12 protein-coding genes are annotated in these 14891 nt (G+C 45.4%); 9 read left to right on the top strand and 3 right to left on the bottom strand.

What is annotated here, in order from left to right:
- The first annotated feature begins 7 nt into the window (after positions 1-7).
- Genes mreC through rodA form a run of 4 tightly spaced genes read left to right on the top strand, consistent with a single transcriptional unit; the run spans position 8 to position 4488 of the window.
- Positions 8-844: a rod shape-determining protein MreC gene (gene mreC / locus ACZIX4_RS12385; RefSeq protein ID WP_463335952.1), complete on the top strand. Its 837-nt coding sequence runs from the start codon at positions 8-10 to the stop codon at positions 842-844.
- Positions 844-1353: a rod shape-determining protein MreD gene (gene mreD, locus ACZIX4_RS12380; protein ID WP_463335951.1), complete on the top strand. Its 510-nt coding sequence runs from the start codon at positions 844-846 to the stop codon at positions 1351-1353. The genes mreC and mreD overlap by 1 nt, the downstream gene beginning before the upstream one ends.
- On the top strand, positions 1350-3215 hold the full coding sequence (gene mrdA, locus ACZIX4_RS12375) for a penicillin-binding protein 2 (RefSeq protein ID WP_463335950.1): 1866 nt from the start codon (positions 1350-1352) through the stop codon (positions 3213-3215). Before mreD ends, mrdA begins: the two co-directional genes overlap by 4 nt.
- A gap of 16 nt (positions 3216-3231) precedes the next feature.
- Entirely contained in the window at positions 3232-4488 is a 1257-nt protein-coding gene (gene rodA, locus ACZIX4_RS12370; protein WP_463335949.1) for a rod shape-determining protein RodA, read from the top strand.
- A 58-nt stretch (positions 4489-4546) separates the two neighbouring features.
- Here the strand turns inward: rodA and ACZIX4_RS12365 are convergent, their stop codons facing one another.
- Genes ACZIX4_RS12365 through ACZIX4_RS12355 form a run of 3 tightly spaced genes read right to left on the bottom strand, consistent with a single transcriptional unit; the run spans position 4547 to position 9040 of the window.
- A complete protein-coding gene (locus tag ACZIX4_RS12365; protein ID WP_463335948.1) occupies positions 4547-5644 on the bottom strand; it encodes a hypothetical protein in 1098 nt (365 codons plus the stop codon).
- A gap of 24 nt (positions 5645-5668) precedes the next feature.
- Positions 5669-6778, bottom strand: coding sequence for an ABC transporter permease (locus tag ACZIX4_RS12360; protein WP_463335947.1), 1110 nt, complete (start codon positions 6776-6778; stop codon positions 5669-5671).
- Positions 6779-6784: 6 nt separating this feature from the next.
- Positions 6785-9040, bottom strand: coding sequence for a carboxy terminal-processing peptidase (locus tag ACZIX4_RS12355; protein WP_463335946.1), 2256 nt, complete (start codon positions 9038-9040; stop codon positions 6785-6787).
- A 138-nt stretch (positions 9041-9178) separates the two neighbouring features.
- On the opposite strand from ACZIX4_RS12355, the gene surE reads away from it, so the two are divergent.
- From surE to ACZIX4_RS12330, 5 genes are all read left to right on the top strand, one after another.
- Positions 9179-9967 (top strand): 5'/3'-nucleotidase SurE, encoded by a 789-nt coding sequence (gene surE / locus ACZIX4_RS12350; RefSeq protein ID WP_463335945.1) that lies wholly within the window; start codon positions 9179-9181, stop codon positions 9965-9967.
- Positions 9968-10285: 318 nt separating this feature from the next.
- Entirely contained in the window at positions 10286-10723 is a 438-nt protein-coding gene (locus ACZIX4_RS12345; RefSeq protein ID WP_463335944.1) for a lipocalin family protein, read from the top strand.
- Positions 10724-10842: 119 nt separating this feature from the next.
- On the top strand, positions 10843-11964 hold the full coding sequence (lpxB, locus tag ACZIX4_RS12340; protein WP_463335943.1) for a lipid-A-disaccharide synthase: 1122 nt from the start codon (positions 10843-10845) through the stop codon (positions 11962-11964).
- Positions 11965-12037: 73 nt separating this feature from the next.
- Complete coding sequence (locus ACZIX4_RS12335) at positions 12038-12763, top strand: C40 family peptidase (RefSeq protein WP_463335942.1); 726 nt, start codon at positions 12038-12040, stop codon at positions 12761-12763.
- Positions 12764-12805: 42 nt separating this feature from the next.
- Positions 12806-14827: a ComEC/Rec2 family competence protein gene (locus tag ACZIX4_RS12330; protein WP_463335941.1), complete on the top strand. Its 2022-nt coding sequence runs from the start codon at positions 12806-12808 to the stop codon at positions 14825-14827.
- Positions 14828-14891: the final 64 nt, after the last annotated feature.

Raw genomic sequence — 14891 nt, 5'->3', positions numbered from 1 at the left:
CTAGCAAATGCAGCAAATAATAAACTTTTTATTAAAAAACAGTATTAACTTACTGTTTTTGCTGCTTTTGGGCATATCGTTAACCTTTACCATACAAAGCCACTCCTACCACCGCAGCCTCTCTGTAACCAGCGCCAATGCGGTAACCGGGTATGTGTATGAAAAGATTAACGAGGTGGAAACCTATTTTGCCCTCAGGAGCGAAAACGATAAGCTTTCGCAGGAAAATGCCAACCTGAAAAGGCTGCTGTTTAATACCCAGGACACGCTGAACAAACCTCCTAAAACATTGCCAGAAAACGTACCGGGCAACTACAAGGTGTATGAGGCCAAGGTTATAAAAAACTCCTACAGCAGCAAAGAAAACTACTACACCATTAATGCCGGCTATGACGATGGCATACGCGAAGACATGGGTGTGGTAAGCAGCCAGGGGGTTATAGGCATCGTAGAAAAAACATCTGCGCACTACTCTACCGTTATCAGCGTTCTGAACCGTGGGTTTAAGCAAAATGCCAAAATAAAGAAGAACGGCCACTTCGGCACCCTTACCTGGAACGGCTTAAACACCGGCTACGCACAGCTGATAGACGTACCACGTATTTCTACCTTTGCCAAAGGCGACACCATAGTAACGGGTAACGAAACCGTGATTTTCCCTGAAAACATACCTATCGGCGTTATAGACAAAGTGTACCGCGACAAAACCACACGAAACTTTACGCTGGATATCAAGCTCTTTAACGACATGACGAGCCTTGGCTACATCTACGTTATAGAGAACAAGCATAAAGAAGAGATACAAAAACTGGAAGAGGAAACCAAGCCAGAACCGCAACACTAATGAGCACTACCGTATTAATAAATATTGCACGCTTTATAGCGCTGCTGGCCTTACAGGTGGTAGTGTGTAACCGGCTGGACCTTTTTGGCTTCCTGAACCCGTTTCCGTACATATTGTTCATCATACTGTTCCCGGTAAACGGCAACAAGGCTGCCCTGTTGCTTTCTGCATTTTTGCTGGGGCTGCTTCAGGACCAGTTTTCAGACGGCGGCGGTGCGCACACCACTGCGTGCGTAATACTCGCCTATATAAGGCCTGCCTTCCTGAGATTCTCTTTCGGGGTTAGTTACGAATACCAGACCATAAAAATAAACGACCGTTTATCGCCAGAGCGTTTTACGTTCGTACTGCTGTCGGTGGTAACCCACCACTTTGTGCTCTTCATGCTGGAGCTGTTCCGTTTCAGCCTGATATTAGATGTGCTTATCCGCACATTATGTACCGGTATATTTACGTTAGTTATTAGTATCATCATCATTTACCTGATTAAGCCGGGCAAACAACAATGAGAAAGATCTTACTGCCTATCCTGGTTATTGTAGCAACCCTCGGTATTATAGCGAGGCTCTTTTACCTGCAGATACTGGACGACTCTTACATTAAAAAGAGCGACAACAACGCCATTAAAATAAAATACGAATACCCTGAGCGCGGTTACATCTACGACCGTAAAGGCAAGCTCATTGTGGCTAACCAGCCTGCTTACGATATTATGGTGACCCCTTCGGAAATGAAGGACATCGACACCCTTGCCCTGTGTGGCCTGCTACAGGTAGACACCATTTACTTTAACGAACGCCTGAAGAAAGCACGGGTATACAGCCCGAGGCTCCCATCGGTGTTCTTGCCTTCGCTTAATAAGAAAGAGTTCGCTGCCTTCCAGGAGAAAATCCGTCGTTTTAAAGGCTTCGACATTGTAAAACGTTCACTACGCGATTACCAGATACATGCAGCTGCTAATATCTTCGGGTACATCGGCCAGGTGAATGACGCCATTATTAAGAAAGACCCGTATTATAAGAGCGGTGACCTTATTGGCAAACAGGGCGTGGAACAGGTATACGAAGAAGCGCTTCGTGGCCAAAAGGGCGTAAAATATGTACAGAAAGACCGTTTTAACCGTGAAATAGGTTCGTTTAAGGAAGGTAAATATGATACCCTTGCACAACCGGGGCACGACATTACCCTTACCATAGATGCCGACCTGCAGGAATATGGCGAAAAGCTGATGTTTGAAAAGCGCGGCGGTATAGTGGCTATCGAACCCAGCACCGGAGAAATCCTTGCGCTGGTTACCGCACCGAGCTACGACCCTGCCCTTTTGGTAGGCCGTGAAAGGTCGAAGAACTACCAGATGCTGGAAAAGGACACGCTGGGTATACCGCTGTTTGACCGCGGCCTGCTGGCAGAATATCCTCCCGGATCTCCGTTCAAAATACTTACCGGGCTTATCGGCCTGCAGGAAGAGGTTATAGATGAAAGCACCACCTTTATGTGCCACCATGGCTTCAGCTATGGGCGCGGCGCATTTATGAAATGCCACGGCTTTGGTCCGCACCAGCTGAACAACGGTATTTACAACTCTTGTAACACCTATTTCGGCAGCACGTACCGCCTTATTATAGACAAATACACCAAACCGCAATATGGTGTAGATGCCTGGGCAAGCCACTTGAGGAGCTTCGGCCTTGGCGGGTTCCTTGGTTATGATTTGCCTCCGGGAAAAAAAGGCCTTGTACCCGATTCTAAGCTATACAAGCACTACTACCCTAACGGTGGTTGGAGGAGTAGTACAATTATTTCGAACTCCATAGGGCAGGGTGAGGTAAAAATGACCCCGATACAGTTGGCTAACATGATGGCTACGGTGGCCAACCAGGGTTACTACTACACCCCTCACGTAATTAAAAAAATACAGGGCGGGGAAATAGACCCTAAATTCCTGAAAAAGCACCAGACTACCATAGACAAGCAATACTTCCCTCCGGTAATACAGGGATTGTTTGACGTGTATAACTTCGGTACGGCAAGCCGCCTTCGTGTAGAGGGTATCGAAATATGTGGCAAAACCGGTACTGCCGAAAACTTCACCAAGATAAACGGCGTACGTACCCAGCTTACGGACCACTCTATATTTGTGGCATTTGCACCGCGTGAAAACCCCAAAATCGCCCTTGCGGTTTTTGTGGAAAACGGCTATTGGGGTGCACGTTGGGCTGGGCCTATTGCCAGCCTTATGATAGAAAAATATCTTAAAGGCGAAGCCACAACCCAAAAAGCCCGCGAAGAGTGGATAATGACAAAAGGCCTTAAAGACGAATACGCCAAAGTAACCAGCGGGCAGCCGTTCCTTATCAACCAGGGACGTTAAGCCTTAAAAGCGCTACATGAAAAATCAAAAGGTAACAAATAGTATCGACTGGATAATGGTTCTCTTATATGCCACACTGGTTATAATGGGGCTTACTACTATTTACTCGGCATCACTGCCTGCCAATGTAACATCCCTGTTTGACATGGGCCAGGTTTACGGCAAGCAGATACTGTTTATCATTACCAGCATACCGCTTATTATTGTTATCCTCACCATAGATGCCAAGATATACGACAAGTATGCCTTTGTGTTCTACGGCTTTGGCCTGTTGTTGCTCATAGGCCTCTTCCCTTTTGGTAAAACCATAAAGGGTCAAACCAACTGGTACCAGTTTGGCGGCTTCAGTATGCAGCCGTCGGAATTTGTGAAGATTGCCACCGCATTGGTACTCTCTAAATACCTGAGCGACGTACAGATAAACCTGAAAAACTTTAACCACCAGCTCATCGCCTTTGGTATACTGTGCCTGCCCGTAGCGTTGATAATGCTGCAACCCGATGCCGGTAGTGCGCTTATCTTCTTTTCGCTTACGCTGGCATTGTACCGCGAAGGCCTGCCGGGTGTATACCTGGCACTGGGCGGTTCGGCTATAGCGTTGTTTATACTGGCGCTATTGGTAAAACCTGTAGCATTGGTTATCTTCAGCCTGATAGTACTGCTGGCGGCCTATTTTATGACACGTCGTGCTATGCGGAACCCTATACTTTATGCCATAATTTTTGTCGGGATAACCGCTTATGTGTTTTCGGTAGATTATGTGTTTGAAAACGTACTGGAACCCCACCAAAAAGACCGTATCAACGTGCTTTTTGGCAAAGATGTAAACATGCAGAAGGAGGGTTATAACCTTAACCAGGCGCAGATAGCCATCGGTTCGGGTGGCTGGGTAGGCAAAGGTTACCTGGAAGGCACGCAAACCAAAGGCGGCTTTGTACCCGAACAGCACACCGACTACATTTTTACTACAGTAGGCGAAGAATGGGGCTTTGCAGGTTCTGTTACCGTGATATTCCTGTTTGTATGCCTGCTGCTGCGCATCATGTATCGCGCCGAACGGCAGAAAAGCAAAATGAGCCGTACCTACGGTTACTGCGTGGCATCGATACTCTTTATGCACTTTTTTGTAAACATTACCATGCTTATAAGGCTGTTCCCCACAGTGGGTGTACCGCTACCGTTCTTCAGTTACGGTGGGTCGAGCTTATGGGCATTTACCCTGCTGCTGTTCATTTTTATTAAAATGGATGCCAACCAAGTGAATGAATGGTAGGTTTTTAGTAGATGCTTAAATCCGTGTATTTGTTTATTTGGAAGTTATCTTTCTAAAGCTATTCCTTATAATACTCAATCTTACGTTCAGCTATAATAGACGGTACTCCCTCATGGGTGCCTTCCAGGAAAAAGCGGCATTTAATCCAGTTACCATAGCTATCGTATTCATAATCGTAATAACGATGTGAAGGGCCTGATGCCGAAATTTTCAGGGCAGGTATGTCAAGAGGCTTTTGCTGTGAGGTACCAAAAAAACAGGAAACAATATCTCCACGCTCATTATAGAAAGACGTTTTTGTTTTCACAGTTTTATAATGCACGTCCAATTTTAATTGAAATACTGCCGAAACGGTATTTGTAGCACTATAGAAATATTGCTCTTTAAAAACAACCTCCTTGCAACTGGTTAAGGCAATTTCTGTTACACGCCCTTTATTATCATACAAATAATCGATATGTGTATCATCACAGTAGGGCGTATCCGCATCAAAAACGTTGAAAAGACCATTTTCGCCTGCTTGCCCACTTACGATATCCTGACGTATTACTTTACCGGACTTATCATAAACATACGTGATTTCATTTTCAATATTCTCAGGCTTACGGATTTGCAATGAATCTTCAAAAGCGTTATACTTCACCGCCTTAACCACTCTGTCACGGTCAAAATGATAATCATAAACATTATAGTACACCTCTTTAACCCCACTCCTGAAAAACACCGAAAACTCATTCGTTTTAAAAAAAAGGCATTCGTCATTAAGAGGGTAAACATGTTTAATTAACGGCTTAAATTGCATTTTTTTAGCAATATCATCCTTATCATAAGACGTTGAATCAAAAACAGGTATTAAAAACATTAAGTCTTTATGGTAACTTAAAACGAAACTTTTCCGTTTTAAAACCATCCCTTCTTTACTAAACCGGATTGAATCAAGGCTACCGATGTTATCAGCATTAGTTAATCCCCTCGAAGGGTCTTCTTTAAAGCGGCCATTAAAAACAATTGAACTGCAAAAAGCAAGCTTTACAGGGCCGTTAAACCGAAGGTCTGAGCATTTGGAATTCCTATCCTGAACAAGCCCGTTACCCTGCCCCAAAGCAGCACCTGAGAGCAACGCAAAAAACAAAACCTGTAGTAAAATTCTGTTCATCGTATCGGTTGGTTTGGTTTAAAATTACTCTGCCTTTACATCCAGTGCATCCCTTAGGGCATTACCTGCCATCATAAATGAAAGCACCAGTAAAAGCATGGCAATACCCGGCGCCATAGCCAGCCAGGGTTTACCCAATATTATATAATTGTAATGGTCTTTTATCATACCGCCCCAGCTGGGTACAGGAGGCTGTGCGCCAAGCCCAAGGAAGCTCAGGCCGCTTTCTACCAATATGGCCGAGGCGAAGTTGGCCGCCGAAATAACGATAACCGGTGCCATACTGTTGGGTAATATATGGTGGAAAATAATGCGTGCATTGCTATATCCTAAGGCACGTGCCGCGGTAACATACTGCATTTGTTTAATGCTCATTACCTGTCCGCGTACCACACGGGCCACCTCTACCCACATGGTAAGGCCTACCGCCACAAACACCTGCCAAAAGCCTTTGCCTAACGCCAACGTTATGGCAATAACCAGCAACAACGTAGGGATGCTCCAGATGATGTTTACCAGCCACATTACAAAGGCATCGACCTTGCCACCGTAAAAGCCGGCTATAGCCCCGAAAAATACCCCAACAACGAGCGATATAAATACCGCCACAAAACCAATGGCTATAGACACGCGGCTGCCTATGATAAGGCGGCTCAGCAGATCGCGCCCCTGGCTGTCGGTACCCAGCACGAATTTTTGCTTTGAAATGTATTGTTTTTCGAATGAAGCTTTGGTGATGCCCTTCCCGAAATCAGAAAGCGGTACGGACTTATACAATGCCAGCGATGCATCGTTGTTATACTCGGCATAACTAAGGCTGTCGCCTTTAATTTTATAATCCAGGATTGGGACTTTAGGTTGTGGTTCTTTTTCCCCGAAAAAGAATTCAGAGAACCCACCCTGCGTACTTTCCGCCGCAGGGAAATGCAGCATGGTTACCTCAAAGCCGGGCGGCTTACTGTGTATGGCCAGGTCGCCCCAGTTAGCATTTTCAGATTGTTCGGGAGCCAGCGGGTATGCAAATACCGCAACAAGCACCAGCAGCGCTATAAATACAAAACTTAAAACGCCCCAAAGGTTTTTACTGAACCTTTGGAGCGCCAAGCCCGTAAGCGATTTACCGGTTTTATCCATGTACGCTTATCGTGTTTTTATCTTACCTTCACTTTTGTTTACGGCAGTAGTACTCTTAGCCGTTTTACCCTGCATATCGTCAAGCACATTAATGGCTTCGTTTATGTAGGCATCTTTACTAAGGCTTTTGTACCAGTCTTTTTTCTTCTCGGCAAGGGCAGGGTCTTTCTTAAACTGCTCTTTCTCTGCCGGAAGCGCGTCGAATACCAGCTTGTTATCATAGCTGCTCAGCGCCTTGAATTTTTTGGCAGCAGCCTCTATACGGTCGGCATCAGCTTTAAACTTATCAATGTTCAGGCTGTACTCGTTATCGTCTTTACGCTCGCCAAGGTATTTGGCATTTTCGTCCATAAGCTTAAACTCAGGGCTTTCTGCCACACGCTTTCTGCTTGCAGCTACAACTTTGCTGAAGTCGTTCTTAAACGGCTTATAGTCTGATGGCGCTATTTTATCCCAAGGAAGTGCGGTTTCGCTGTCGCGCTCACCTATCTCTATGTAGCTGTATTTATCCGGCATTACAATATCGCTCTTCACACCTTCGCGTTGTGTACTGCCACCGTTTATACGGTAAAACTTCTGCGTAGTAGTTTTCAGCGCACCAAGGTCGCCAAAGCTGCTGCCGCGTACAAAACGGTTCAGGTCAATGATGTTCTGCACGGTACCTTTACCGTAGCTTTGCTTGCTACCCATAATAATACCACGCTTATAATCTTGTATTGCTGCTGCAAATATCTCTGAAGCCGAAGCCGAGAAGTTGTTTATAAGCACCACAAGCGGGCCGTCATAATGTACTTTAGGGTCGCTGTCGCTAAGGGTTTCGGTATTGCCGTTACTGCCGCTTTCGGCACGGCTGCGTACCTGTACCACAGGGCCTTTTTCTATGAACAGACCTGCAATGTCTACAACAGTTTTAAGCGAACCACCACCGTTATCGCGGAGGTCCATAATAATACCATCTACACCCTGCGCTTTAAGCCTGTCTACCTCAATAGCCACGTCTTTAGCCGCATCGCGGTTGTCTTTGTTTTCAAAGTCGATATAGAATTTCGGAAGGTAAATAACCCCGTAGGTTTTACCGTTCTTGTTTACAATGCTCGATTTTGCGTAAGTTTCCTCAATTTCCACAACCTCACGCACAATAGGGATTACCCTCATAGAGCCGTCTACCTTTTTCACGGTAAGGCGTACTTCGGTACCTTTCGGCCCTTTTATTTTTTTCACCACATCATCCAGCCTCATACCGCCGATTTCTACCGGCTCGTCTTTGCCCTGTGCTACTTTTACAATAAGGTCGCCTTGTTCCAAATCTTTACCCCTCCAGGCAGGTCCGCCCGGTATAAGCTCAGAAATTTCCACATAGTCACCTTTCTTTTGCAGCCTTGCACCGATGCCCTCAAGCGAACCGCGCATGCTGGTATCAAACTTCTCCTTGTCATCAGGCGCGAAGTAGAATGTATGCGGGTCGAAACGCTCGGCTATGGCATTAAGGTATACACTGAACCATTCATCTCGCTTCAGGTCGCCCACAAAGTCAAAGTAATCATCAAGTGACTTAAGGGTGCTTTCGCGGGCTTCTTTTTCAAGCTCAGCAAATGATTTTTTAGTACCGTCAGCTTTGGTTTTATCCACATCAGGTGTAAAGGCTTCCCCTGTTGCAGGCTTGTCCTTACCTTTGTCTTTCACCTTATCTTCAACCGGGGCGTTTTGTATTTTCTCCTTATCGGTTACTGTAGAAAGCACCGAAAGTTTCAGCTGTTTCCTCCAGCGCTCACGCAGGTCGGCATCGTCTTTCGGGTACGGCATTTTTTCGTAATCGGTATTAAATGCTTCTTCCGATTTGAAGTCAAACGGCTTAGCCAAAATGTCTTTATAGAAACCTTCAGCTTCTTTCACGCGTTTCTGGAAACGGTCGTACGTAAGCACAAAAAAGCTGATATCGCGGTTTTTAATCTGGTCATCAAGCTGGGTTTCGTATTTGGCAAACTCGTTAATATCGGCTTGCGTAAAGAACCTTTTAGACGGATCCAGGTTTTCAAGGTAGTCCTTGTATACGCCTTTGCTAAAATTGTCGTCTATAGCTACAGGGCTGTAGTGTCCTTTCTCAATAACGTACGTAAGCAGCTCTATAAGCAGCTTGTCTTTCTCCGGATCATTTTCATTTTTTGCGGGCAACATAGTAAACCCGAACAGCGCGCCGGCCAACAGCACAACAATCGCTATGATCTTATAATTTCTTTTCATAAACTTTAAAAAGGCGTTCATTTTAAATCTCTCTTCGTAATTGTTAACACACTAAAAACTGTGCCAAAATCCGTAAACCGTCTTGCATTACCGGCCTGCGGTAAAAAATATGTATTTTAGCAAAACGTAAAAGTACAATTCTTATTTTTCATTTGCACTATGACCCGTAAAAAACCTTTGATACTTGTAACCAATGACGACGGCGTTACAGCACCCGGAATCCGCGCCCTGATAAGCGTAATGAAAGAGCTGGGCGACGTAGTGGTTGTAGCCCCGGACAGCCCGCAAAGCGCCACCGGGCACGCCATAACCATAAACAACACCCTGCACATAAACAAAATAGACATAGACCCCGATATTGAGCAGGAATACAGCTGTAGCGGCACGCCGGTAGACTGTGTAAAATTTGCCGTAAACGAAATACTGCACCGCAAGCCCGACCTGTGCGTGAGTGGGGTAAACCACGGCAGCAACTCGTCCATTAACGTGATATACAGCGGTACCCTGAGTGCAGCGGTAGAGGCCGGCATAGAGGGAATACCCGCTATAGGTTTTTCACTTTTGGATTATAACTGGAATGCCGATTTTGAACCTGCCAAGCCTTTCATTAAAAAAATAGCGCAACAAGTGTTAGAAAAAGGCCTGCCCGAAGGTGTGATACTGAATGTGAATTTCCCCAAACTACCCGAAAAAGATATTAAGGGCATGAAGATATGCCGCCAGGCAAAAGCCATGTGGACTGAGAAATTTGACAAGCGCACCAACCCTATGGGTAAGGACTATTACTGGCTGAGCGGCAAGTTTGTAAACCTGGACAACGGCGAAGATACTGACGAATGGGCATTGGCAAACGGGTATATTTCGGTAGTACCGGTACAGTTTGACCTTACAGCCTACCATGCCATGCAGACACTGAACAGCTGGGGACTGGCCTCCCCCCAACCCTAACAAACATAAATTTAAACCACTTGATAATCCTTCTTTTTGACCTCACCCCCGACCCCTCTCCAAGGGAGAGGGGAGCGAAGAACGTATAAATAGCAACATTTTAGGCTTGAGTGAAGCTACTCCCTCTCCCTTGGAGAGGGCTGGGGTGAGGTTGATATTACTACCTTTTAGTAACAGATTAAACAAAGAAACACCATCACTCTAAATCTTGGAAAATTAGCATATTAAAAAATATGCATGCATAAAAAAAGGTTAACAACGCAACCTATACGGTTTTACAGCATCAATAGAGTGAATAATTAAAAAACCATTTTTGCTATGAAAAAAATCCTTTTAACAGCCCTTGCGGCTTTCGCTATTGTATCGTGCAGTGATGATGATAACAGCAACACCAGCCTTACCGGCACCTGGAAACTGAAGTCTATTATTGTACCTACCCCGGTAGACCTTGACGGCGATGGCCAGGCCAGCAACGACCTTGTTAAAGAAGCAGACTGCCTGGACGATACTTATATTGCGTTCCCTGATGATGTTGCACAAGCCACAGTAAGCATACAGGACCTTGAAATAGGTGAAGATACAGAAGGTAACAGTACCGTAGCCTGCACTGAGCCGGTAGTAACTGACAGCGAGTACACCGTTACCGACAATACCGTAACACTTACTTACGACGGTGAAGAGGTAACATTTACCAAAACAGGAAAGCAGCTTACCGTTACACAGGAAGGCACTACCATTACCTTTAGAAAGATATAATTAACATATCTCAGGACTATAGCCCCGCACCAAAAAGTGCGGGGCTTTTTGCATCGTCAAACTACAGAAACCTCAGGCAACCTAAAAAATATTACCTTTGCCATAAAGCTGTCATTGCAATGAAATACTACATAATAGCCGGTGAAGCCAGTGGCGACCTGCACGCATCTAACCTGATGAAGGAACTGTACAAGGCCGACCCAGCCGCCGATATACGCTTTTGGGGCGGCGACCTTATGCAGGCTGTGGGCGGTACGCTTGTAAAACACTACCGCGACCTGGCGTTTATGGGTTTTGCTGAAGTGGTAGCCAACCTGAAAACCATACTGGGCAACATAAAATTCTGCAAGGCAGACATACAGGCTTTTCAGCCCGATGTTATCATTTTTATAGACTACCCGGGGTTTAATATGCGTATTGCACAGTGGGCAAAGCAACAGGGTATCCCCACACATTACTACATTTCGCCACAAATATGGGCATGGAAAGAAAACCGCATTAAGGCCATAAAACGCGATGTGGATGAGATGTACATCATCCTCCCGTTTGAAAAGGATTTTTACGAAAAGAAGCACAATTTTAAAGTCAACTTTGTGGGCCACCCGCTTATTGACGCCATACATAGCCGCAAGACTGTAGACGAAACCGCATTCCGAAAGGAGTTTAACCTTGACGATAAGCCCGTAATAGCCTTGCTGCCGGGCAGCCGCAAGCAGGAAATTTCTAAAATGCTGGGCGGCATGCTTTCTATTGTAGATGATTTCCCGGGTTACCAGTTTGTAATAGCAGGCGCCCCCGCACAGGAATATAGTTTTTACCAGCAGTTCCTTACTAACAGCAATGTGCATTTTATAAGCAACCGCACCTACGACCTGCTGAGCATAGCCCATGCGGCGTTGGTAACATCGGGTACGGCTACGCTGGAAACCGCATTATTTAAGGTGCCCGAGGTAGTATGCTACAAAGGCGGATGGATAAGTTACCAGATAGCAAAACGCATCATTACGCTGAAATATATTTCGCTGGTAAACCTGATTATGGACCGGGAAGTTGTTAAAGAATTAATCCAAAATGATTTTAACACTGCCAATCTTAAAGCAGAATTGACGAAGTTATTAACCCCTGAATACAGGCAAAAACTCCTGAAACAGTACGATATACTGGAGGAAAAACTGGGTGGCGAAGGTGCCAGCGCAAACACCGCAAAGCTTATTGTTAAAAACTTTAACACTGATTATTAATTAATTATTAAACTCAATCCGTTATATTTGCAAAAACACGGTTTGAATTTGATAAAATAAAAAAGTAAAAGTTTTGAAGTATATCCAGTCACTGTCACTCACCTTACTACTATTATTGTTAACTGTAAGCGCAGCAGCACAAGGCGGCACCTCGGTACCGGCAAGGAACCTGCAGGGTATGCACCTGGACCATTCAGAGCCCACTACTGTAGCCGCTTCTAACAAAGCCGTTTTCCTTGATGGCGATGTTGTAGCGTACAATGACAAACCTGCTCCTGCCGTTAAGGAAAAAGCAAAACCTGCTGCTACCGCAAAAACGGATGTCCCTAAAAAGAAAAAGAAGAAAGCAGTAACTGTAGTAGAGGAAGCAGCCGACGATTTCAGCGCTGTACCTTACGAAAATTACTTTGCCCGCCAAATAGTAAACAACGCCCTTCTTTTTGAAGGTGTGCCTTACAGGGGCGGCGGTACTACCACTGCCGGTATGGACTGCTCGGGTATGGTATTTACTACCTTCAAAATGTTTGACTGGACACTGCCACGCAGTTCGGCTTCTATGGCTGCCGATGCAGGCCGCAAAGTAGACCTGAAGGAAGTACGCATAGGCGACCTGCTTTTCTTTGACAACAGCCCTTACAAAAACAGCATCAACCACGTGGGCCTTGTAACCGAAGTTACCGCAGAAGGCGAAGTGAAGTTTATACATGCCACCCTGAGCCATGGTGTAGCCATATCGTCTATGAACGACAACTACTACATCCGTACGTTTGTACAGGCTAACAGGGTAATTGAAGATTAATACACCAAAAACCATATACTAACCAACCCCGCTCAATATCTTATGAAGGTATTGAAGTACCCCGTTATTATAATCACACTAAGCATAGCAGCCGGTATTTTTACCGGTTTTGCCTGTTTATGGCCGTTGCATATTGTTGTCAGCATTTTTGCTTTTGCATTGGTAGCCACTACAGCAGCTTACTTTTACGCAAGGAAACAGCTCATCCCCAAACCGTATTTTGAAGCAAGCAGCCTGTTGCTGGCATTCAGCATAGGGTTGCTGGCGCAATGGCTGAGCTATGCACCAAACAATCCGAACCATTACAGCCATTTCCTCACAGATGAAACTCCTACCATACGCGGCGTAATAACCGAACGGCTAAAACCCAACGACTACAACGAAAAGTACCTGCTTTCAGTTGCTGCAATAGATAAACAACCGGCAAGCGGCATCCTGCTTATTTCGTTACCGAAAGACAGCCTGAATACCCGCCTGCATACCGGAGATGTGCTTTTCATTAGCAGTGAACTGAATCCCATACTCCCCGCTATGAACCCGTACCAGTTTGATTACGCAAAGTACATGGCAAAGCAGAATGTTTTCCATCAGGTAAAGCTGAAGGACAACTACATTGTTGCCGGAACGGAAACAGGCTTTAATTACAGCATACAGCAACTACGCGACAGGCTCACAGGAAGCTTCAGCATACACCACTACCCTGCCCCGGTACAAAACCTCATAAATGCATTACTCTTCGGGCAGCGGCAGGATATGGACAAAGAAACCAACAACAACTATATCAATGCCGGGGTGATACACATCCTTGCCATATCGGGGTTGCATTTCACATTACTGTTCGCCATGCTGAACTGGCTCCTGGCTCCCATGAAACGCATCCCAAAATTGGGCTACACAGGCCACTTCATTACTATACTCAGCCTCATGTGGCTGTTCGCTTTTATAACAGGATTGTCGGCTTCAGTGGTACGTTCGGTGGTAATGTTCAGTTTCCTTATGGCGGGACAGGCTATGGCACGCAGGGTAAGCATTTACAATTCGCTTGCGGTATCGGCACTGGTACTGCTCATTGCCAAACCCGGCTTTTTGTTTGACGCCGGTTTCCAGCTGAGTTACCTTGCGGTATTGGGCATTGTGTGGTTCCAACCATTGTACAAAGGCAAACTAAAGAGCAAATACCGCATACTAAACATGGCGAGCGACCTGGTTATGGTATCGCTCACCGCGCAGATCGCCGTATTGCCTATTAGCCTGTATTATTTCGGACAACTGCCGTTGTTGTTTTTATTGGCCAATATAGTAGTAATACCACTCAGCAATGTGGTACTTATCCTTGGACTGGTGACGCTTGCGCTGAATTTCATTTTTCCCGCACTCGCACTATGGGTTGGCAAGCTGCTGGAATGGGCCATTTACATCATGAACTACTTTACCGCATGGGTAGCTTCGCTGGATGTTTTTGTGATAAAGAACATACCGTTTACCCTAACGCTATGCATCTGCCTGTATGGTGTGATTATTACCACAGCGCTAAGCCTGCAACAAAAAAGCTACCCAAGGGTAATCGCTTCACTGATAAATGTTTTGGTATTGCAATTGGCCTACATGGGTACCGTGTACAACATCCAAAACACAAATGAACTGGTAGTCTTACACAACTACAACCACAGTATTATTGCCCATAAAAATGGCAACCACCTCAGCATATCCAGTACCGACAGCACAGCATTACAAAACCGCAATGTTTTGGCATACGCCAAAGGCAATTTCAATCCGGAAACATCGCTGCAACCGATTGGCAATTATTCTTATTTTAATGGGAAGAAGATTTTCGTGATGGACAGCACCGGCGTGTACGACAGCCTGTTGAAACCCGATGCGCTTATCATTACACAATCGCCCCGCGTAAATTTAGACCGCGTGCTAAGCGAAATGCAACCAAAGGCCGTAATAGCCGATGCCACCAACTATAAAACCTACGTAAGCCGTTGGGCTATCACCTGCCGTAAAAGAAAAATCCCTTTTCATGCCACAGCAGAAAAGGGATCGTATATTCTTAAATAAGGTTATTCGGTTATTTGGCGATGCGGTTATGCGGAAAACATTATAACAGCGTAAAACGAATGAC

It is taken from the genome of Flavobacterium niveum (assembly GCF_055231775.1).
The sequence above is the reverse complement of the archived record's forward strand: the minus strand, read 5'-3'. Positions and strand labels throughout refer to the sequence as shown.